Genomic DNA, 19,822 nt, shown 5'->3' on the forward strand with positions numbered 1-19,822 from the left:
AGTTCTGCCCTATCGCACGCAGAGCTCGGCGTTTTGCTTCCCAACCCGTATACAGCTACAAAAAAGGAGCTCGCAAGCGCGAGCTCCTTTTAAGAGCTAGATTGTAGTTTTGGCGCTAGTCCAGGTCGTCCGCGGCAAAGTTGTCAATCGGGGCGAAGGGGTCGGCCACGGGGACAACCGGATCAGCGACAGGCAGCGGCTCGGCGGCAGGCATGGTCACGGCAGGAGAAGCCGCGGAACCGACCGGCGTAGAAGCCAGCAGATCGGCCGGGAAGGAATTCTGAGCATCGTCCATAAAGTGCTGAATGAGCTTAAGATACTCGGCCTTGAACTCCTCGCGGGAAGCCTTCAGACGGTCAATCTCCTCGAGCTCGGCCTGCTTCTCGGTCAGGGCCTGACGGATGACCTCGCGGGCCTTGGCGTCGGCCTCGTTGCGGATGCGGTCAGCATTCTCGTTAGCGTCGTTGACAATCGCCTCGGCGGTCTGCTGAGCCGCAATGAGAGCGGCGGAAATCTGACGCTCCTGAGCGGAGAAATCGGGAGCGGGAGTGGCGACAGGGGCAGCCTGAGCAGCAGAATCCTGGGCCTGCGCAAGCTGAGCCTGCGTATCGGCAAGCTGCTGCTCGGTGGCGGTCAGGCGACCCTTAAGATCAACGATCTTGGCAAGCATAGCGTCGACCTCGGAGGACAGGGTCTCCAGGAAGACGTCGACCTCGGCGGGATCGTAGCCGCGCTTGGCCTCAGAGAAGGTCTGAGCCTGGATGTCAGCAGGGGTGATAGCCATAACAAGTTCTCCTTTATCATCGCCTTGGCGCTAAGCGCCCGACATAGGTTACTGAGCCAGTCCTATACGAGTATACCTATAAGTAGCTGCAGAATGAGCTTCTGCACCAACTGCAACGCAATAATCGCAACGACCGGTGAAAAATCGATACCGCCCATCGGCGGCATAAACCGGCGAAACAGGTTGAGCCAAGGGCCGCAAACGCTATCGAGCACCGCCGCGATATCCTGTAGCAAACCACCCTGCTTCATGGGAATCCACGTCATAAAGCAGTAGACCACAATCAACGTGGAATAAAAATTAAACAGCGTGTTGACAAGCTGAACGATGGTGTAGATGTTGATGGGAATCTCCTCGCCTTGTCTTTACTTGAGATAGCCGTCGGCGCGAAGCTTCTTGAGATCCGAATCCTTGACCTCGCAGCCGGCGGGCAGCACCATAAACACGCGATCGCCCACTTCTTTGACCGAAGCGCCCAGGCCGCAGGCAAAGCCATAGCTAAAGTCCAGGACGCGTTTGGCGACCTCGGTGCGAACGCCCACAAAGATCAGCGCGACAGGCTGCTTGGTACGCACGCGGCGCACGACCGTCTCCACGTCGTCATAGCTCTCCGGACGAAGAACGTAGGCCGGCAACTGAGGCGTGGCGTTGATGATATTGCTCGCATAGGCAGAGGCATCGCTCGGCGTTGAAGCAGGAGCGGGCACAGCGGCCGCGCGGACCCGAGCGTTCTCGGCGTAGCTTGACGGCGTGTCATAGGCGCCGGGACGATAACCGCCCGCAGCGGCATCCTGAGAGCGCGAAGGCGGATTGTACGTCGTAGCGTGACGGGAGTCGTCGCCGATCAGTTGACCGGAACGCGTGTACACAGCAACCGACTCAGCCTCTCCGCGGCGTGTCTGCCCCAGCAGTCCATTGCTCGGTTCATCTTGCGTGTAGAAGCCCTCGCCCGAAGCACCGCTGTAGCCGTTGTTCTGATAGCCGTCGTCATAGCCGTCATCGTAACCGTAGTCATCATCCTGGCCATAACCCTGGTCATAACCCTGCTGGCCGCCTAGGTGCATTTTATTTTTAATTTCGTCAAGGAAACCCATGGTTGTGTCCTCTCACGGTCTAATGCAGGCGCTCTGATAATCAGCGCGCACTTCAGGCTCTTATTTTACTTCAAACTCCGGGCTAAATACTACCCTGCCCAGGCGAACAAGCGTCGAGCCTTCCTCAAGGGCAGGCTCAAAGTCCTCGCTCATGCCACAAGATAGCTCAGGCAGACACAGATCGGGGTGTGCCGTCTCCAGCTCATCCCTCAACTCACGCAGCCCGGCAAAGGTGCGGCGCGCCACATCCTTATTCCCCCGGGGCGCCATGGTCATAAGCCCCTGTACGTAAATTCCCTCAAGCTCCGCAAGCTCGCCAGCCGCGGCACGAACCTCATCGGGCGAAAAGCCGCCCTTGGACTCCTCGCCGCTTACATTGACCTCGATCAGCACATGCTGAGGACCGGCAAGCTCGCCCGCCTCAATCTTGCGGACGGCACGGCTCGAGATAGCCTGCGCCAAATGAAGCGACCCCACCGAATGAATCAGCTCGGCCGCACCCAGCACCGCATTGATCTTGTTGGTCTGAAGATTACCGATCATATCGAAGCGCACCTCGGGCAGTTCCGGATGCTCCGCCAGCCCCGCAAGCTTGCGAACAAGCTCCTGCGGACGGTTCTCGGCAAAATGACGATACCCTGCCTGGATGGCGGCAACGGTCTCATCGACGCCAACGGTCTTGGAGACGGCAATCAGACGTGCGGCATCGTGAGAACGGCCCGCGCGATCGAGTGCGGCATAAAAGCGTTCGAGAATCTGCTCGCGGCGAGCGCGCATCAAGTCCAAATAATTATCCATTGCCAATCGCCTCCGCAGACAGACGTACAAGTAGTCCCATGCTAACGCAAGAGCGCGGCCCTGCATGTGCAAGGCCGCGCTCACTTAGGTATTTACAATCTTTCGACGAACGGAGCTACCCTACTCCTCGTCATCCTCGGTATCGTCCTCGTCCTCGAGGTGCTCGAGCAGGTAGCGCAGACCCTCGCTCACCTCGTTAGCGGGCACCTTGGCAACAAAGCGCGCATCGACAGCTGGCCTCATGATGACGCCCTCGCCCGAAGGCACGCGCATGCTCTCGAGCTCATCCTCGTCCGTACGGGCGATATCGCCGGCGTTCATGCGCTGGCCGGTCAAAAGGAAGGTCAGACGGCAGGCGGCATCGATGGAAATCGAGGCGATGCGATCGAGGTAGCGCGAAACCATGATGGCGCGGCGCAGATCGTCATAGTTGCTGTCGTCGTCCATAAACTCGCCCGCGTCCATGCGGTTGAAGGTACGGAAGAACTTCTCATAGGCCGCATGCACCGGCTCGTCCTCGACGGCCAAGTTGCAGATGATGGACATGTCGTTGGTGACGAGCGCGGAAAGCGACGAGCCCAGCACCTGGTATACGGCTTCGGCCTCGGCCTCAACCGTACCGACGAGCTCCTGGGGCAGCGAGATATCGGCCTTGACCATATGGCGCGTGGCGCGGCAGATCTGGCGAACCTTATCGGTCATGCGCTGCAGGTTAAAGTCGACGTAGATGATTGTCTGCAGCAAGCGGAAGTCGGAGGCGACCGGCGACTGTGTAGCGATCAGGTTGTAGCACACGGCCTCCAGGTTGGCGCAGCGCGCGTCAATCGAAAGCGTGCGCTTCTTGGTCTTGGTGGCGAGCTTGCGGTCGTCGGTCACATAGGCCTTCACGGCGTCGTGAAGAGCCAGGTCTACAGCCTCGTAGATGCTCAACATCTCGTGACGAGCCTCGACGAGCTGACGGGAAAACAGTTTGCGCATGGTTCACTCCAATCAGTTGGGTGCGGTCATGCCGCCCGCACAGTGAATACGCACCGGACCAGGTCCGATCGGCTTGGGACTAGTCGCACCGATCAGCCAAAGCGGCCGGTGATATAGTCTTCCGTCCGCGAATCCACCGGGCTGGTGAAGATCGCGTCGGTTTGACCATACTCGATGAGCGTGGCGGGCTCGCCGGCGACCTCCTGCAAGAAGAAGGCGGTGTAGTCGCTAATGCGAGCTGCCTGCTGCATTGAATGTGTGACGATGATGATCGTCATCTCGGGCGCCAGCTCGGCCATCAGATCCTCGACCTTGGAGACGGACGTGGGGTCGATGGCGGAGCAGGGCTCGTCCATCAGAAGGACATCGGGCTGCACCGCGAGCACACGCGCGATGCACAGACGCTGCTGCTGACCACCCGAGAGCGCCAAACCATCCTTGTTGAGCTGATTGGATACCTCTTTCCAGAGGTTGGCGCGCTTGAGCGATTCTTCCACGATGTCATCGAGGTCGCTTTTGCTAGTCACGCCCTGCAGACGAGGGCCAAAAGCAACATTCTCGTAGATGGATTTAGGGAACGGGTTGGGCTGCTGAAAAATCATGCCCACGCGGCGGCGAAGGTCGACCGGGTCGACGCCCTCGGCATAGATATCGTTGCCGTCGAGCGTCATGGTGCCCTCGACGCGCGTGCCCTCGATAAGGTCGTTCATACGGTTGATACAGCGCAAAAACGTCGATTTGCCGCAGCCCGAAGGGCCGATAAACGAGGTAATGGCGTTTTTGGCGATGTTGAGGTCGAGCCCCGTCAGCGCATGAAAGTCACCGTACCAAAAGTTGAAATCCTTGGCCGTGATGGCCGCTTGCTCCAGCGTGGGAGCGGACTGATAGACGGACATGGGACTCCTTAACTAGCGGCGTTTGCGCGACAGATAACGCGCAAACAGGTTGAAGGCCAGAATAATCGCCATCAGCAAAAGCGCGGTGCCGTAGGCTGCGTTCATGTTGATGCCGTCATTGGCAAGCAGATAAAGGTGAACGGTCATGGGGCGACCGGAATCGAGCGGCGAAATGGGCAGGTTGATGGCCTGGCCCATGGTGTAGAGCACCACGGCGGTCTCGCCGATGGCGCGGCCGATGGCAAGTACGATGCCGGTGGCGATGCGACCAAAAGCCGAAGGAAGCACGATCTTGGAGACGACCTGCCACTTGGTGGCACCCAGGCCATATGCGCCCCAACGGATATAGCGCGGAACGGCGCGGATTGCCTCCTCGGTGGTACGCATGACAATGGGCAGCATCAGAAGTGCGAGCGCCAGGGCGGCCGAAACCATCGAAAGACCCAGGCCCATGGCCTCGACAAACAAGGCGTAGCCAAAAAGGCCCATAACAATGGAGGGCACCGAGGCCAGGGCATCGGCAGCATAGCGAATGATGTCGACAACCTTGCCCTGCTTGGCATATTCAGCCAGATAGACCGCAGCCAAGACGGCAACCGGCGTGCAGATGAGCATGGCGAGCGCCGTCACGTAGACGGTCGAGACGATAGTGGGCCAAATGCCGCCCTCGGCGTTTACGCCCTGCGGCCAGCCAAAGATAAAGTCGAGCGAGATGTGCGGCAGACCGTTGATAACTACATAGGCGATGATGGCGACCAGCACCATCGTGGTGATATAGGCCGCGGCACGAAACACGCCGAGCATAATCTTGTTGGACAGATCCTTGTTGATGCGGCCCTTCTTACCATGGGAAAGGGCACGCTTGATGCGTTCGCGCGACGAGGTCGTATCGACCGTCGTGTCAACGGAATCGGACATAGCCTACCCCCTCTTCTTCTTGGAAATCAGACGGACGATGCCCACCAATGCGGCGGAAATGATAAACAGGACCACGCCCATGCCAAACAGAGCCGAGCGGTGCAGGCCCGAGGAATAGCTCATGTCGAGCGCGATCTGGCTCGTGAGCGTCGAGATGGGGCTCGAGATGCTGTCCGGGATAACCGGAGCGTTGCCAACGACCATGAGCACGGCCATGGTCTCACCGATGGCACGACCCATGCCCAAGACAATCGCATCGACGATGCCCAACTTGGCTGCAGGCAGCACGACCTTGTAGATGGTCTGCCACTTGGTGGCACCCATGGCATAGGATGCCTCGCGAATGCCCATGGGAATGGAATTGAGGGCATCGATGGTGAGCGTGGTGATGGTGGGAACGATCATGATGGCGAGCACGAGCCACGCTGTCAGCGCACCAAAGCCAAGACCGCCGGTCAGCTGCGCGATAAACGGACGGATGATGACCATGCCAAAGAAACCGTAGATGATGGAGGGGATACCCGCCAGCAGGTCGACGGCGGGGCTGATGAGACTGCGCACGCGCTTGCCGGCGATCTCGACCAGATACACGGCCGTGCCCACACCCAGGGGCACACCCATGGCGAGCGCACCGACCGTCACCAGACCAGAGCCCGCCAGCAGCGACATGATGCCGTAGTGGCCCTCGGAGGGCGCCCACGTAAAGCTAAAGAAGTCCGCCAGACCGATGTCGGTAAAGACGGGCAACGCCGAGTACGTGGTAAAGACAAAAATCAGGATGACGGTGACGACCGCCAAGAACGCGCAAGCAAAGAAAATCCACTGCAGCGCCTTCTCTTTGAGATAGGTGCTGCGCGACACCAACGCCAACTCACGCTTTTTGGGCGCCTGAGCCTCTCGCTCAATCTGGGGGGTTTCCTGTGCTTCCATGCTACTCACTCCCCTTTCCGTCGTTGGTGACGGGAATAAAGCCCGCCTCGCGAATCTGCTTGTCCATCTTCTCCGACGTCACATAGTCAATGTAGTCCTGTGCACGCTGCGAAGGCGTACCCTTCACAAAGAAGTAAAGGTCGCGCGAGATGGGGTAGCCGCCACTTGCGACCGTCTTCTCGGATGCCTCGACATGGTTGACCGAAACAGCCTTAACCGAAGTCTTAGCGTTGAGGCTCTCGACAAAACCCAGCGAGATGTAGCCAATAGCACCACGCGAACGGGACACGACATCGCGTACCTGGCCCGTGCCCGAAAGAACGGCAGAGCGACGATCGAACGGCGTGCCGTCCATCACGATGGTACGGAAGGCCTCGCGCGTACCGGACGCCTCATCGCGGTTAATAACCTGAATCTTCAGGTCCTCTCCGCCGACTTCCTTCCAGTTGGTAATCTTACCGGCGTATATGTCGCGAAGCTGCTCGGTCGAGAGGTTGTCGACCGGATTATCGTCGTTCACGATGACTGCGATGCCGTCGTGCGCGATTACAATCGGGGTCAGGCCCAGATCCTGCTCGTCGGCATTGAGGCCACGAGACGAGCTGGCGATGTCAGCCGTGCCGTTGCTGACGGCCTCGATACCGGCAGAAGAGCCAAGGCCAGAGACAAGCACGTCGGTGCCGGTCTCCTCCTTAAAGCCCTCGGCCGCAATCTCGGCAATGGGAAGGCAAGTGGTCGAGCCGGCCACGGTGATAGAAGACGTGGAAGATCCCGAGGAGCAGGCACACAGCGTAAGCGTGAGCACTGCCGCGCTTAGGACCGATGCGATCTTTCTCATAGCATCACGCCGATCGCAGCATGGCGCCCACAGGTGCCACCCTCGTTGCGGTAGGAATAAAAGCGGTCGTTCTGACGAACGGTGGAGAGCTTGGTGTCCACAATGCCGTTCGCTTCGACGCCGGCGTCCATCAACGCCTCGCGAATGGCGGCGGAAAGATCGAGCATACGAGAAGCGGCAGCATCGATGCACGCGAACTCGGAGGCAAAGCGGTCCATAAGTTCTTGGGACACCTCGTACTCGTCACCCAGGATATGGGGCCCAATATAGGCAGAGATGTCGTCTGGCTTGCAGCCAGCCGCCTCGCAGAGCGCTTGGCACGCCTTGGCGGAAATGCGCACAATCGTGCCCTTCCAGCCAGAATGCACCACGGCAAAGCCGCCGGGAGCCACCAGCACAACGGGAACACAATCGGCAAAGCAAAGCATCACGGGCACCTCATGCGCCGTGCAGACGAGGGCATCGCAGCCCTCGGCAATCTGCTCGCGAATGTTCTCGAGATCATCGGCGCCGTTCGAGGTCACCGTCACGACATTGTCACCGTGTACCTGATTGGGGACAAGCAGGTTGTGCTCGCACTCGGCAACACCCATGGCCTCGAGTACGCGGCGACGATTTTCTTGAACGGCAAAGGGGTCATCGCCAACATGCGAGCCCAGATTGAGTGAGGAGTACGCATCTTCGGAAACACCGCCAGTGCGTTCGGTGAAGGCAAAGCGGACATCGTGCGTCGCGCCCTCTACCAACGTAACTCCATCATGGTCGACACGCGAAACGTTGTCCGCACGTGCTGCCATACTAAAGCCTCCTAATAACACGAGTATCGCGGCCAAGCCGCAGCAGTCCGTGCCATACGGCTGCCATACTTCTACAAAAGGATACCCGTAGCGGTAGGAACCAAACGTAAGGGGAACGTAAAGAGATTGGAGACTTTCGTTTACAAACGAGAAACAAAACGGGGTGCATCCAAATGGACACACCCCGTGCAGATCGTTGAGAAAAACGAACTAGAAGCTACCACGCTTAAGGAAGTCGGGAAGCTCAAACTGGTCGTTACCAAAATTGGGAAGTTCCGTACCGCCGACGTTGCGGGTCGGGGCAGACTGAGCCGAGCTTGCAGCGGGAGCGGTACGCTGAGGCTCGACAACGGAAGCCTTGCTCTGGGACTGCTGGGCAGCGAAGAGCTCGTCCTGACGGTTGACATTAGAGTCGGAGAAGCCCGTAGCGATAACGGTGATGCGCACCTGATCGCCCAGGGACTCGTCGACAACGGTACCGAAGATGATGTTGGCCTCGGGATCGACGGCGTTGGCGACAACGTCGGCAGCGTCGCTGATCTCTTGGATGCCCAGATCCTTGGAGCCGGCGATGGAGAGCAGGACGCGCGTAGCACCATCGATAGAGCTCTCGAGCAGCGGGCTGGAAATAGCCTGCTGGGCGGCGTCGACGGCACGGGTGTCCCCAGAAGAAGTACCGATACCCATCATGGCGGTGCCGGCCTGCTTCATGATGGTCTTAACATCAGCGAAGTCCAGGTTGATGATGCCCGGGACGGTGATGAGGTCGGTGATGCCCTGGGTGCCCTGGGAAAGGACGCCATCGGCAATCGCGAAGGCCTCGAGCATGGTGGTCTTCTTCTCGGCGATGTCGAGCAGCTTGTCGTTAGGGATAACGATCATGGTGTCGACGCAATCGGAAAGGGTCTTAATGCCCTCTTCGGCGCTCTTCTTACGCTTGCGGCCCTCGAAGGTGAAGGGCTTGGTCACGACGGCGACGGTCAGCGCACCGACCTCGTTCATCGCGATATCGGCAACGATGGGAGCGGCGCCGGTGCCGGTGCCACCGCCCTCACCGCAGGTGATGAACACCATGTCGGCGCCAGCGAGCGCCTCGGCGATGTCATCGCGGGACTCATCGGCAGCCTTGCGACCAACCTCGGGGTTGGCGCCAGCGCCCAGGCCGCGGGTAAGGTCGGTGCCGATGTGGACCTTGATATCGGCATCAGAGATCGCGAGCGCCTGAGCATCGGTGTTGATGGCAACAAACTCGACGCCACGAATGCCCTCTTCGATCATTCGATTGACCGCGTTGGTACCGCCGCCGCCGACGCCGACCACCTTAATGACGGCAAGGTAGTTGTTGATCTCTGTCTCGTGCATGTCGGTCCTCCGAACAAAGGTTATAGCCATAGCATGGGTTGACCCCTGCGCACATTAACCTTCAGGTTGAAAGTAAATGCAAAGGTAAACCGTATTATGTTTGCACATTATGAACGTATCAGTCAAATAATTGACCGTGAAAACCAAACAAACCAGATAAACGGCGTGGTATGGCCCCTCAACAAAGCCACGCACCGACGCTAAGCGGTCGGTGCGTTTCTAAACGTATAGTTGCCGGGAGACCGAACGTTAATGTAGGTTACGCCCTCTACCTGCGACAGAAGCTTGGTCACGACGCGTTCCTTCTTGGCGATATCATCAGAATCGCCCAGCGAGACCTCAACGCCATTATCAAGATTCGCCGAGATGGCCTCGACCGAAGGTATAGAAATATCCTTGATCTGCGCCAAGAATTCGCCGGAAAAACCACGCACGTAATCCAGGCCCGCTTTAACGGCCTTGGAAGAAACAGCCCGCCCCGAGACCGGCTCGACATCAGCCGAGACATCGGTAAGCAGCACGGCCCCGTAGTGCTTGGCCAGCGCCAACGCAGCATCGATACCGCTCAATGTGTTGGCGCCCTCACCCGAAGTGACGACATTTCCCTGGTCGTCCACCTCCACAGAGGTCGAAAGCGGTGCGATCCAGGTGTCATCGTCGCCGATGGCCCAGGCAAGATCGTCGGAACTTATATAAGCGATCGCGGTGACCTTGCGCTCCGTCGGCGTAATGACGAGCGTGTGGGGAAACTGCCGTTGAACGTCCACGCCCGAAACCCACGGGTTCTGCTTGAGATCTTCGGTAATCTGGTCGGGATTTACGTTGAAGAGCGATGTGTTCTCGGGCAGACTGATCAGCTGCATGGCATCGTGCTTGGTCACATGCTCGCTGCCCTCGATCTGAATATCGGTAGCGGCAAACAGGCCGGAATTGATAACGACGATGGCAACGACGGCAAGCACGGCCACAGCCGCCAAGATACCGCCCACGATTTTGCCCTTGCCCTTAACGGCAGAGGCGGCCTCGGACGTCTTACTCGCCATGACGCCAAGCGACGACAGCGGATTGATACCCTTATTGGTCGCAGGTGCCTTAGTGGCGGGCACCGACGTCAACGAGCGCGGCTTGGCAGCGCCCAACGTACGACCGGGATGCGTCGCTTTAGCCCCCAGCGAGGGCTTGGGTGTCACTATGGGGCGAGAGGGCTTGGCACCCATCGCCGACTTAGACGTCACCGAGGGGCGCGGAGCCGGGTGAACCGTCTTTTTTGCGGCAGTGCGTCCACCAAGTTGCGAGCCGACGACCGGACGTTTGGTGGACCGTACGGATCCAGCGGGCTTGGAGGACACAGGGGGCTTGCGTTGAGGCTGGACGGGTGCGCCGGAACGCCCTCCGGCGCGGCGGAAGGTAGGTTTCGATGCTCTAGAAGCCGAGGAATTTGACTTCCGGTCTGAGCTCGATGCCATACGCCTCCCTCACCTTTCCGTGCACATGCCTGATAACCGCGGCCACGTCATCGGCCGAGGCGGTACCGTTATTAACGATAAAATTAGCGTGTACGGGCGAAACTTCCGCACCGCCAACCGAAAAACCCTTTAATCCACAATCCTCAATCAGCTTGCCAACGCTCGCGTCGGGTGGATTGCGAAAGACCGACCCGCAAGAAGCGCGACCCATGGGCTGCGTGCGTTTGCGCCTCGTCAGGTACCGCTCCATACGCTCGCGAATGTCGGCCTTAGGCGCAGGCTTGAGCTTAAGCACGCACTCGAGAATAATCTCGTTACGCGGCAGGCTGCACTCACGGTAGCCCCAGGCAATCTCGGACCCCGCATAATGCTTAATGCCGGATGCCGGGTCAAACGTGACCACATCCTCGACAAGCGAACCTATCCACTCGGTACGCGTACCGGCGTTCATAGATACGGCGCCGCCGACCGAGCCGGGGATGCCAACCGCAAACTCAAGGCCCGAAAGCCCGCGCGACAGGGCATCGTTGACCAAACGTGCGAACATAACGCCCGCGCCAACGGTCAGCGTGCAACCGTCCTCGGCAACAACGGTGCGCTGAAACTCACGCCCCAGCGAAATGACGGCGCCGCGATAGCCCGCATCGGCAACGAGCAGATTAGATCCCTTGCCGATAATGACCCACGGCACCTGCTCACGGTCGAGCACTGCCACGGCACGACGAAGGGCATGATAGCTATGGCACGTCACGAAGAGGTCGGCCTTGCCGCCGATACGATAACTCGTATGACGCGCAAGGCGTTCATCCTCGACTACATCCGTGTCGATCATGCCCGAAAGCGCCATGACGGCGTTAAACAGACCCATAGGGGCTAAGCGTCTTTCTTGGCAGTCAGATACTCGATGAACTCAGGGCCAACGGTCGTAACGTCGCCGGCGCCCATAGTAAGCAGCAGATCGCCCTCACCTACCATCTTCTCGAGCTCACGATTGAGCTCGAGACGGCTGGAGCAGTACACGACCTCCTTGCCAGGGTGCTTGGCGCGCACAGTGTCAGCGAGCATCTTGGAGGTTACGCCAGGAATCGGCATCTCGCCGGCAGAGAACACATCGATGAGCAGCAGCTTATCGGCATTGGCGAAGGCATCGGCAAAGTCATCGCACAGCGCCTGCAAACGCGAATAGCGGTGCGGCTGGAACACGACGTCAACATGCTTATAGCCCAGCGACGAGGCGGCGGCAAGCGTCGCCTTGATCTCGGTGGGGTGATGGCCGTAGTCATCGACCACGGTGATGCCGTCAATATCGCCCACATGGGTAAAGCGGCGGCGGACGCCCTCAAAGCTCGAAAGCGCCTCGGCTGCGGCGTCGACGTCGAGACCCAGGACATGGGCAACGGTTAGCACTGCCGTGGCGTTGAGCATGTTGTGGCGACCGGGGTTGCTCTTGATCTCGACAGCATGCTCGGTCCCATCCTCAAAGCGAACGGTAAAGTCGCTCTGAATGCCCTTGACATCCGGATGTACGCAGACGACGTCGTTGGTTTCGGCAAAGCCATAGGAAAGCACGTGGCGACCCGTCGACTTGGCGAGTTCGACCAGATGCGGGTCCTCACCGCAAACGATGACGGTACCGCCCTCTCCAACCAGGCCCATAAACTTGGCAAAGGTGGCCTCGATCTCCTCGATGCCCGAGTAGTGGTCGAGATGGTCGGCCTCGACGTTGGTCACGATGACCACGTTGGGGTTCAGGAACAGGAACGAGCTGTCGGACTCATCGGCCTCGGCGACAAAGTAGTCACCCGAGCCGTTCTTTCCGTTGGTATCGTAACCCTCGACGATACCGCCGATCAAAAAGCTGGGATCCAGACCCATGCGGTCGAGCATGGTGGCACACATCGAGGACGTCGTGGTCTTGCCGTGCGTACCGGCAACAGCGATGGTGGTGTAGCCGTGGCCCAAAGCCGAGAGCATCTTGGCGCGGGGCCACACAGGAATACCGAGCTCGCGAGCACGCACAAGCTCGGGGTTGGACTCGGGAATAGCGGTAGAGACCACGACCACGTCGGGCTTGACCTCATCGATCGTGGCGGCCTCGTGGCCCACATGAACCTTCACGCCAGCACGGGTAAGCTGACGAATGTAGCGCGAGGTCTTAAGGTCGGAACCGGTAACGGCATAGCCACGCTCGTGCAAAACGAGAGCGATACCGCTCATGCCGGCGCCACCGATACCGATAAAGTGGGCGCTCTTGAACTCGGGCGCGGAGGTTGCAGTCTGGGAATCAGCCATGTGCTCGTGTACTCCTTGCGTAAACACTGCCTGTAACCCGTTAACTGTACCGCACCTACCTCATCCGCGCGAGCGCAAGCTCGATATCCCGTCTAACTAACGCAAACCCTCTACCGCATCGGCCAAAAGTGCGGCGGCGCGGTCCTGAGCCAACCCGCGCGCCGCCTGACGCATGGCATCGCGCGCTGCAGCGTCATCGACCAGATGCAGCAGCTCCTCGGCAAACGCCGGAGCATCGATATCGGCATCGGCACAAAGCACGCCGGCACCGGCATCGACCAGATAACGCGCATTGGTCGTCTGGTGGTCGGCCGTGGCATGCGGATACGGCACGAGCACCGAAGGCACGGCGAGGGCGGCAATCTCGGCCACGCTCGAGGCGCCGGAGCGCGAGAGCACCAGGTCAGCTGCAGCTAGCATGTCGCCCATGTCGTCAATGTAGGGCTGGACGCGATAGCGCTTCATCTCATCGGACGTCAGCGCCAAAGCGCGCTCGGTGTCCTCAAAGCCGTCGGCTCCCGTCGAATGCAAAATGTAGAGATTCTCGCGGGTCAGCAGCTCGCCCTTGAGCGAGGCTACGCGCTCGTTGAGATGCTGGGCACCGAGCGAACCGCCAAAGACGAGCAGAAGCGTCGCATCCTCGGGCACGCCAAGTGCCTCGCGGCCGCGGGCGCGATCGCCCTCAATGACCGAGCGGCGCACCGGATTACCGGTCATGAGCACATGCTCGGGGTCGCCCTCGCGCTCAAAGACAGAGCGCGCAGCCGGCACCGAGATACACACGCGGGCGGCATGGGAACTCATCATCTTATTGGCCAGGCCCGGAACAGAGTTCTGCTCGTGCAGCAGATACGGAACGCCCGCATCCTTGCACCAGCCCAGCAGCGGGACCTCGACGTAGGCACCAAAACCGATGGCAGCATCGGGCTTGCCAACCTTTGAGAAATGGCTGGCGAGCGAGCGCTTGGCCTTATTGACGCGCCACAGCGAGCTCAACGCGGTCCAAGGACGGGAACGGTCGAAGCCCGTGACCGTGATAGGTACAAAATCGAACCCGGCCTCGGGAACCAAACGACCCTCGAGCTTGTGCGACTGGCCCACGAACACAACATGATGTCCGCGGTCGCGCAACTCCTCAGCCAAGGCAAGCGCAGGGTTGATATGTCCCGCCGTGCCGCCGGCTGCGATAGCAACGGTCATCTTATCGGTCATGAAAATCCCTTCGTACGCGCGGTCCCTGATCGTCGGTGCGCAGACGCGCCGACGGGTCCGAATTCAAATTGATTCGATTATATCCGCCGCCCGAGCTTCGGGGGTTCGGGCGTTGGGGACGCCCCTGCGGAGCCGTTCGCGGGCGCGGACGAGCCGCCGGCTCGGACGCAGAGCCATCCAAGACGGTAAAACCGTTGCGCGAAGGGCGATCGCCGCGCACATGGGGCACGCCGGCGGTGCTCTCGTCCATAACGGCAAAGCTCTCGCGGCGACGGTCGTACTCATCACGACGGGCGCTCTCGTGCGAGACGCGCAAGATCAGCCCCGCAAGCATAAGCGATACGATAATCGACGAACCGCCGTAGCTGATAAATGGCAGCGGCTTACCCGTCATGGGAAACACGTTGAGGATGCCCAGCGCATTGATCAAAAACTGTACCGCGAGAATGACTGCGGAACCCGATGCCATGAGCGCTCCGCGACGGTCCGCAGCCTGTTCGGCAATGCGAAACGCTGAGTAAATCAGCATCGCAAAGACCAGGAAGAGCAGCACGGTCCCGACAAAACCGACCTCCTCGCCGATAATGGCCAGAATATAGTCGTTGTGTGCCTCGGGCAGATACGAATACTTCATGGTGGAGTTACCGATGCCGCGGCCGAACAAGCCGCCCGAAGCAAACGCCATGATGGCAAGCGTTGCCTGATAGCCATCGCCATACTCGTCGGCCCAAGGGTTCAGGGCAACCTGAACACGCACCATGCGGTACGGCTCTGCAACAAGCGCAAACACACTCATGACAATGACGAGAATGATCACGCCGATGATAAACTTGGGGTCTAGGCCCGCAAATAACGCCATACACATGAGGGTCAGCGAGATGATCAAGACGGTGCCATAATCGGGCTGGATAAAGATCAAAAAGAGCGAAATGCCCAAGTAGACGACCATCTTACGAAGGAACTCGTTGATGTTGCCACCGGGCGAAAAGAAACGGTCGAGTATGATGGCCGAATACGCGATGGCAAGCGGCTTTAAAAACTCAGACGGCTGGAACTGAATACCGGCGATGTTGAGCCAGCGCGTGGCGCCACGGCTGCCACTGCCGACAAGAAATACCGCAAACAGCAAGAGAATCATGCCGATAAGGAAGACCCTAAGTACATCTTCCCCAAACCAGCTGTCCGGCAAGACGCGAACGATCGCAACCATGGCAAGCACGCCAACCCCGGCAAAGGTAGCCTGTCGAACCAGGAAAAACGTCGCCGAGCCGTTCTCGTGCAATGCCTCGACCGATGACGCCGAGTACACCATCAGCAGACCAAAGCACACTAAAGTAAACAGGCACGCCATGAATATCAAACGAGGGCGCATGATGCGGGCGGGGACGCCGGCAATATAGCGTTCGCTGAGCGTCTGCCCGCCGCGACCGGAACGCGGCGTACTGCGCTGCGAGGAAGCACGGTCCGAGTCGGGCCTCCTCATACCTTGTCGGGGGCTCTCCTCTCTCACCGGCGGCCCCTATTCCATTTGCGATTTCGCTGCGGCGGCAAGCTGGGCCACGTAGTCCTTAAACACGCGGCCGCGCTCCTCGTAGCCCGAGAACTCATCGAACGAAGAACAGGCAGGAGAAAGCAGAATCACGTCGCCTCGGCTCGACAGCGAACGGGCAACGTCGACGGCGTCGCGCAGGTCGTCAGCCTGAGCGATATCAACGTCACCATCGACATCGGCCTCGTCCATAGCGGCGGTAAAGCGCTCGCGCGCATCGCCAAAGCAGACGACCGATCGCACGTTGTCCATGACAACGCGGGCGAAGGACTCGAGTGGCGTGCCCTTATCGTGACCACCGAGCAGCAAGATAACGTCGTCGTCGGGAAACGCCGTCAGGGCCTTTTCGACCGCATCGGTGTTCGTTGCCTTGGAATCGTTGACGTAGCGCACGCCATCGATCTCGCCACAGGGCTCAACGCGGTGCTCCAGCGGCTGGAACGAGGCCAGGCCGCGACACACACCGTCGACATCGGCGCCGACAGCCAGGGCAGCCGTGGCAGCGCACAGGGCATTGATGACATTGTGATGTCCGGAGATTTTGAGCTCGGACGTGGCGATGAGCGGGGTCTCGACGCCCTTCAGGCGAATGACCATCTTGCCATCGCGCACAAATGCGGCGTCCTCGCCCGCAGGCTCGTCAAAGGCGACCTTGCAGATGCGACGACCCGGCGTGTAGACATACTCATCGAATTCATGGATACCGGCATCCTCGACGTCGATAACCACAAGGTCATCATCGACCATATTCTCGAAGAGCTTAATCTTGGCGAGCGCATAGTTCTTATGGCTCTTGTGCCAGCCCAGATGGTCGGGGGTGATGTTGAGCAGCACCGCCACACGGGGGTGGAGTTCCTGGGTCGTTGCGATCTGATAGCTCGAAAGCTCAGCTACAAACCACTCGTTATGCGCGCGGTCGTCGATTTCGTTCACCGGAGGCTCACCGATATTACCGACAGCAACGCTCGCCTCGCCCGCTGCCTTAAGCAGGTAGTCGGTCAGCGACGTGGTGGTTGTCTTGCCGTTGGTGCCCGTAATGGCGATCCAATTTTTGGGAGACAGGCGGTAGGCAAACTCGGGCTCACCCATGATCTGGGCAGCGTGATCGCGGCCAGCCTTAAAGAATGCCGAGAACTCCGAGATGCCCGGACACGTCACGCATACATCAAACGCGCCCTCGACCTGCTCGGTTCCGTAGACAAACGATACCCCGCGCGCCTCGAGCGAGCGCGTGGCATCATTGGGCTCGGACGTGCCGCCGCCGTACACGGTAACGGTACTCACGCGCTCGGGGTGCGCAAGCGCCCAGCGAGCGACATCTAGACCGGACTTACCCTGGCCCAAGACGAGCAGGCTAAAGGAATCTGCAAGAGGCATGAAAAACCACTATCCCAACTGAAAAAACAGGGCAAGGCCCAGAGCGCCAAAAGCGGCAGCGACAATCCAAAAACGGATGACGACCTTAGTCTCGGCCCATCCCTTCTTCTCGAAATGATGATGAATGGGCGCCATAAGGAAGACGCGCTTATGCGTAAAGTGGAAGTAGACGACCTGAATCATGACCGACAGGGTCTCGACGATAAACAGGCCGCCGATGATGAGCGAGACGACCTCGGTGTTGGTCATAATGGACGTGCAGGCAAAGGCCGCACCCAAGGCAAGAGAGCCGGTATCACCCATAAAGATGCTCGCCGGATAGCAGTTGAACCAAAGGAAGCCCAGGCAAGCACCAGCACATGCGGTACAGAAGATAGACAGGTTTACGTCACCGTGCAAAAACGCCATGGCAGCCATGGCAAGCATGGCAATCATGGAGGTGCCACCGGCAAGGCCGTCCAGGCCATCGGTCAGGTTCACGGCATTAGAAAGACCGGCGATCATCAGCCAGCAAAAGACGATGTAGAGCCACGGAAAGGTAAGGCCACCAATGGTGGTCGAGAAGATACCGAGGTCAATCGTCAGACCGCCAGGAAAACGAATCTCGGGGGCAACGCCGCACCAGCTGACGGCAAGTACGGTAAACGTGACGCAGATAATGGTGAGACCGATCATCTTGGCGTGGGGCGTCAGGCCGAGCGAACGACCGTGCGTGACAGAGGTCAAATCGTCGATAAGGCCCAGAACGCCGGTTGCAAGCGTGGCAAGCAGCACGAGCACAAGCTCGGTGGTGAGCTTGCCCATCAAAAGGCACGTCAGCGAAACGGCTACGAGAATGACAACGCCGCCCATGGTGGGCGTGCCCTGCTTAATCAGGTGGCGTTTGGGTCCATCGGCGCGGACCTGCTGGCCGATACCCTCGACCTTAAGAAGCTTGATCCACCACGGCATGAGCAGCAGCGCAATGGCGGCGGCGAGGCCAAGTCCCAAAAAGGCCTGGTATGTAGGATACGCGGGGTTCCCGAACATGGGCTAGCACACACCTTCCACAAAGCGGTCGAGCTCGACAAAGCGAGAGCCCTTGACCAGCACAACGTCATGTTTCTCAAGTGCGCCGGCCATACGGTCGAGCACCTGCTGATAATCGGAGAACACCTGGATGCGGTCCTCGTCCATGCCCATCATGCGCGCGGCTTCGGCCATACGAGCGGCCAGCTCACCGCCCACGCACGCCAGCATATCGAGCTTCTTAGCCGCGGCATAGGCGCCCACCAGCTCATGCATGCGGGGGGCCTCGTCGCCCATTTCGCCCATCTCGCCCAGAATCGCCATTCGAGAGCCGGAACACGAAAGCGAGCACAGCAGGTCAAGGCCAGCAGCCATGGATTCGGCGCTGGCGTTATACGAGTCGTCGATAATGCGGGCACCGCTCTTGGCGTGTTTGATCTCCTGACGATGACCGGTAATCGCGATACCCCTAAAGGCAGCATCGATCTGCTCGGGGGTCACACCCAAACGATAGGCAACTGCGGCGGCCTTAACGGCATTGGGAACGGACTGGACGCCGGGAATGGCGAGCATGGTGTCAACGGACTCACCCATGCCAAAGTCAAGCGTGAAGACCGGGCGGCCCTCATCATCAATGTGAATGCCGCGGGCGCAAACCTCATCAACATCCGAAACACCCGCCAGCATCACGTCGATACCCGCGGGCTCGGCAAACGTCTCACGAATGAACGGGGTGAAGTCGTCTTCGCCGCCCAAAACCAGCAACGGGAGAAGGTCGTCGGCGGCACACATGCCCCCAACAATCTCGGACTTAGCGCGGGCGATATTCTCGCGACTTCCCAGGATTCCAATATGAGAGGTGCCGATCTTGGTCACGATGGCAAGGTTGGGATTGGCGGACCGAGAAAGGCGCTCGATCTCGTGAAAATGGTTCATACCCATCTCGAGAACCAGCACCTCGGTGTCGGCAGGAGCGGCCAAAACCGTGAGCGGCATACCGATCAGATTGTTGAAATTACCCTTGGTGGCCCAAACGCGATAGCGCTTGGCAAGCACTGCCGCAAGGACATCCTTGGTCGTCGTCTTACCGATAGAGCCGGTAATGCCAACCACTAGGCAGCCAAGCTGCGTGCGATAGGCATGTGCCAGGCGCAGCAAAAATTCCTCGGGATCATCGGTGTGTAGGATGGCGCAGCCCTTACGCTGAGCCAGCGATACAAGCTCGGCGTTGGGCTCGCGCGTCATCACAACAGCGCCGGCGCCCGATTCGATGGCGCGGGAAGCAAAGTCGTTTCCGTCGACTTTTTCACCCGGAAAGGCAACAAAAATCGTGCCTTCCTCAACCTGGCGCGAGTCGATAACGCACCCACGGCATACCCGATCGGCTTCTCCCGTCACGGTTCGGGCCCCTGTTGCGGCCGCGAGGTTGTTGACGGCGATCTCTATCATTGCAGCTCCCCTGTAAACCTAATAATGCTATCGGCGTATTGTATCCCAGCGCCACGCATGCGTGGTGCAGGGCA

19 protein-coding genes are annotated in these 19,822 nt (G+C 59.4%); all 19 read right to left on the bottom strand.

What is annotated here, in order from left to right; all coding sequences use genetic code 11:
* Positions 1–115: 115 nt before the first annotated feature.
* Positions 116–784 (bottom strand): DivIVA domain-containing protein, encoded by a 669-nt coding sequence (locus ACTQW0_RS00535; protein ID WP_154515270.1) that lies wholly within the window; start codon positions 782–784, stop codon positions 116–118.
* A 62-nt stretch (positions 785–846) separates the two neighbouring features.
* Positions 847–1,134 (bottom strand): YggT family protein, encoded by a 288-nt coding sequence (locus ACTQW0_RS00540; RefSeq protein ID WP_427727642.1) that lies wholly within the window; start codon positions 1,132–1,134, stop codon positions 847–849.
* Positions 1,135–1,149: 15 nt separating this feature from the next.
* The gene (gene sepF / locus ACTQW0_RS00545; RefSeq protein WP_154515266.1) at positions 1,150–1,878 is read right to left on the bottom strand and encodes a cell division protein SepF; all 729 of its coding nucleotides are present in this window, start codon (positions 1,876–1,878) and stop codon (positions 1,150–1,152) included.
* 60 nt (positions 1,879–1,938) lie between these two features.
* A complete protein-coding gene (locus tag ACTQW0_RS00550; protein ID WP_441566416.1) occupies positions 1,939–2,676 on the bottom strand; it encodes a YggS family pyridoxal phosphate-dependent enzyme in 738 nt (245 codons plus the stop codon).
* 120 nt (positions 2,677–2,796) lie between these two features.
* Entirely contained in the window at positions 2,797–3,654 is an 858-nt protein-coding gene (locus ACTQW0_RS00555) for a phosphate signaling complex PhoU family protein (protein WP_427719211.1), read from the bottom strand.
* 92 nt (positions 3,655–3,746) lie between these two features.
* On the bottom strand, positions 3,747–4,550 hold the full coding sequence (gene pstB, locus ACTQW0_RS00560; RefSeq protein WP_089571588.1) for a phosphate ABC transporter ATP-binding protein PstB: 804 nt from the start codon (positions 4,548–4,550) through the stop codon (positions 3,747–3,749).
* A 12-nt stretch (positions 4,551–4,562) separates the two neighbouring features.
* A complete protein-coding gene (gene pstA / locus ACTQW0_RS00565; RefSeq protein WP_441566418.1) occupies positions 4,563–5,468 on the bottom strand; it encodes a phosphate ABC transporter permease PstA in 906 nt (301 codons plus the stop codon).
* A gap of 3 nt (positions 5,469–5,471) precedes the next feature.
* Entirely contained in the window at positions 5,472–6,398 is a 927-nt protein-coding gene (pstC, locus tag ACTQW0_RS00570) for a phosphate ABC transporter permease subunit PstC (protein ID WP_441033191.1), read from the bottom strand.
* Between the two features lies 1 nt (position 6,399).
* Positions 6,400–7,236, bottom strand: a complete 837-nt coding sequence (locus ACTQW0_RS00575) for a phosphate ABC transporter substrate-binding protein (RefSeq protein WP_427727615.1) — start codon at positions 7,234–7,236, stop codon at positions 6,400–6,402.
* A complete protein-coding gene (locus tag ACTQW0_RS00580) occupies positions 7,233–8,033 on the bottom strand; it encodes a polyphenol oxidase family protein (RefSeq protein WP_441566420.1) in 801 nt (266 codons plus the stop codon). The genes ACTQW0_RS00575 and ACTQW0_RS00580 overlap by 4 nt, the downstream gene beginning before the upstream one ends.
* A gap of 210 nt (positions 8,034–8,243) precedes the next feature.
* Entirely contained in the window at positions 8,244–9,395 is a 1,152-nt protein-coding gene (gene ftsZ / locus ACTQW0_RS00585) for a cell division protein FtsZ (protein ID WP_427719199.1), read from the bottom strand.
* A 200-nt stretch (positions 9,396–9,595) separates the two neighbouring features.
* Positions 9,596–10,612, bottom strand: coding sequence for a cell division protein FtsQ/DivIB (locus ACTQW0_RS00590; protein WP_441566422.1), 1,017 nt, complete (start codon positions 10,610–10,612; stop codon positions 9,596–9,598).
* Between the two features lie 205 nt (positions 10,613–10,817).
* Entirely contained in the window at positions 10,818–11,729 is a 912-nt protein-coding gene (murB, locus tag ACTQW0_RS00595) for a UDP-N-acetylmuramate dehydrogenase (RefSeq protein ID WP_154515248.1), read from the bottom strand.
* Between the two features lie 5 nt (positions 11,730–11,734).
* Positions 11,735–13,153, bottom strand: coding sequence for a UDP-N-acetylmuramate--L-alanine ligase (murC, locus tag ACTQW0_RS00600; RefSeq protein WP_441566424.1), 1,419 nt, complete (start codon positions 13,151–13,153; stop codon positions 11,735–11,737).
* 96 nt (positions 13,154–13,249) lie between these two features.
* Positions 13,250–14,365 carry an undecaprenyldiphospho-muramoylpentapeptide beta-N-acetylglucosaminyltransferase gene (gene murG / locus ACTQW0_RS00605; protein WP_441048618.1) on the bottom strand — a complete coding sequence of 372 codons (1,116 nt, stop codon included), beginning with the start codon at positions 14,363–14,365 and terminating at the stop codon, positions 13,250–13,252.
* Positions 14,355–15,848: a putative lipid II flippase FtsW gene (gene ftsW, locus ACTQW0_RS00610; RefSeq protein WP_441566426.1), complete on the bottom strand. Its 1,494-nt coding sequence runs from the start codon at positions 15,846–15,848 to the stop codon at positions 14,355–14,357. The genes murG and ftsW overlap by 11 nt, the downstream gene beginning before the upstream one ends.
* Before the next feature lie 36 nt (positions 15,849–15,884).
* Positions 15,885–17,291 (bottom strand): UDP-N-acetylmuramoyl-L-alanine--D-glutamate ligase, encoded by a 1,407-nt coding sequence (gene murD, locus ACTQW0_RS00615; protein ID WP_441566428.1) that lies wholly within the window; start codon positions 17,289–17,291, stop codon positions 15,885–15,887.
* A 9-nt stretch (positions 17,292–17,300) separates the two neighbouring features.
* The gene (gene mraY / locus ACTQW0_RS00620) at positions 17,301–18,320 is read right to left on the bottom strand and encodes a phospho-N-acetylmuramoyl-pentapeptide-transferase (protein ID WP_441540638.1); all 1,020 of its coding nucleotides are present in this window, start codon (positions 18,318–18,320) and stop codon (positions 17,301–17,303) included.
* A 3-nt stretch (positions 18,321–18,323) separates the two neighbouring features.
* Positions 18,324–19,748, bottom strand: a complete 1,425-nt coding sequence (locus ACTQW0_RS00625) for a UDP-N-acetylmuramoyl-tripeptide--D-alanyl-D-alanine ligase (RefSeq protein WP_427719184.1) — start codon at positions 19,746–19,748, stop codon at positions 18,324–18,326.
* Positions 19,749–19,822: the final 74 nt, after the last annotated feature.

The organism is Collinsella sp. LCP19S3_B7, from assembly GCF_052121795.1.
Lineage (GTDB): Bacteria > Actinomycetota > Coriobacteriia > Coriobacteriales > Coriobacteriaceae > Collinsella.